The 1755-nt window shown below is 68.7% G+C and carries 2 protein-coding genes; one reads left to right on the top strand and one right to left on the bottom strand.

What is annotated here, in order from left to right; translation table 11 throughout:
* Nucleotides 1-117: 117 nt before the first annotated feature.
* Entirely contained in the window at nucleotides 118-600 is a 483-nt protein-coding gene (locus tag JL475_RS38860) for a hypothetical protein (RefSeq protein WP_202282905.1), read from the top strand.
* A 30-nt stretch (nucleotides 601-630) separates the two neighbouring features.
* Here JL475_RS38860 and JL475_RS38855 read toward each other — a convergent pair whose 3' ends face one another.
* A complete protein-coding gene (locus JL475_RS38855; protein ID WP_237409533.1) occupies nucleotides 631-1476 on the bottom strand; it encodes an IS5 family transposase in 846 nt (281 codons plus the stop codon).
* Between the last annotated feature and the right edge of the window lie 279 nt (nucleotides 1477-1755).

Genomic DNA, 1755 nt, shown 5'->3' with positions numbered 1-1755 from the left:
AGAACCGTTCTCGAATCCGATGATCGTGAAGCGGTCTCTTGATCGTTTTGTGTGGAGTGGGCGGGGCGGGGCAGATTCGGCGCTGTTCATATCCCCGGCCGACTGGGAGATCAGCTCGTGTCGCACCTCACCCGTGACAAGGTCGTCGATGAGTGGCTCGCCGAGGCCGAGCTGGCGGTGCGGGCCGCGCAGGAGGTCGTCGAGGCGGCCGAGCGGGAACTTCAGGCAGCGCGGGAGAGACTGGTGCGTCTGCAGGCGGCGCAGGAGGTCGCGGCGGAGGCCGACGCGGTGGTGCGAGAGCATGCCGGCGAGGCGTCGGCGGGTACGGCCCTGTCGGCGAAGACCGAGCAGGCACCGGTCCCCAAGTGGTGCCCGGAGAGCGATCTCGCGCAGCTGCCGCGGGACTATCCGCAGATCGCCCGGGTGGTGAAGGAAGCCGGTGCGGAGGGGATCCGGGCCATCGAGGTGCATCGGCGTCTGGGCTGGCCGGACACCGACGGCTCGCGGCAGAACGTGCGCAACCGGCTGCAGCGCCTGACGCAGAAGGGCTGGCTGCGGCTGGTCAGCCGTGGCGTGTATGCCTGGGCCGCAGACGCGTAGCCGTCGGCCGTGGGCCGCACATCAGGCCGGTCAGGTCCCGGCGGTCGCGACGCGGCGGACCATGATGCGGATCATCGTCCACTTCACCATCGCCTCGTGCACCGCGGGCAGATACTCGTAGTCCCGGGTCAGGCGGCGGGAGTTGACCAGCCAGGCAAGGGTGCGTTCCACGATCCACCTGCGCTTGAGCAGCACGAATCCCCTCGCCTCGTCGGGGCGGCGGACGATGTCGACGTCCAGGCCCAGCTTCGTGCGGGCCCACTCGACCAGCGATCCGGTGTAGCCGCCGTCGGCCCACACCTTCTTCACCGTGGCGAACCCCCGGCGCAGCCGGGTCAGCAGCGGCACGGCCACGTCCCGGTCCTGCAGGCCGGCGGTGGTCACACAGACCACCAGCAGCAGGCCCAGAGTGTCCACCACCAGATGCCTCTTCCGCCCGCTGACGTTCTTCCCGCCGTCGTATCCCCGGCTCTCGGCGGCGACGTGCCAGGACGCCTTCACGCTCTGGGAGTCCACGATCGCGGCCGTCGGCCGGGGCTTCTTCCCCGCCGCCTTCCGGGCCAGCTCGCGTAGCGCGTCGTGCAGGATGTCGAGGAACCCGCACCCCTGCCAGCGGCGGAAGAACCGGTACACCGCCTTCCACGGCGGGAAGTCCACCGGCATCTCGGTCCACTTGATCCCGTTGTTCACCAGGTACAGCACCGCGTCGATCATGACCCGGTGGCAGTAGCCCTCCGGCCGCCCGCCCCGGCCCCGCAGCCACGCAGGCACCGGAATCAGCTTGCGCACCACCCGCCACTGCTGTCGGTTCAGATCCGAGGAGTACGCACGTTCCCGCTGCGTGCCATCGGCCGCGTTCCCCGCCCGATGCGCCATGCAGTCACAGCTGCTACCAGGCGACTTGCCCGGCGAGACCGACTCGGATGTACTGAAGCGCACCAACGGGACCTCGGATCTCGCGTGTTGTGGAAGTAGACAGCCCTCACGCTAGAACCAGGTCCCGTTGCCATGCCGCGGACTTCCCCCTCCTCGGCGTTGCTCCGCACATCAGTCCAGGCCGCACCCTCACTTTCCGGTTTCGGAAAGGGTTCTGAGCTTGTTCTTTATGGTCCGGGCTCGAACACCGGGTAGGACACCGTCACTCACCTGGGCATT

It is taken from the genome of Streptomyces sp. M2CJ-2, from assembly GCF_016757295.1.
Lineage (GTDB): Bacteria > Actinomycetota > Actinomycetes > Streptomycetales > Streptomycetaceae > Streptomyces.
The sequence above is the reverse complement of the archived record's forward strand: the minus strand, read 5'-3'. Positions and strand labels throughout refer to the sequence as shown.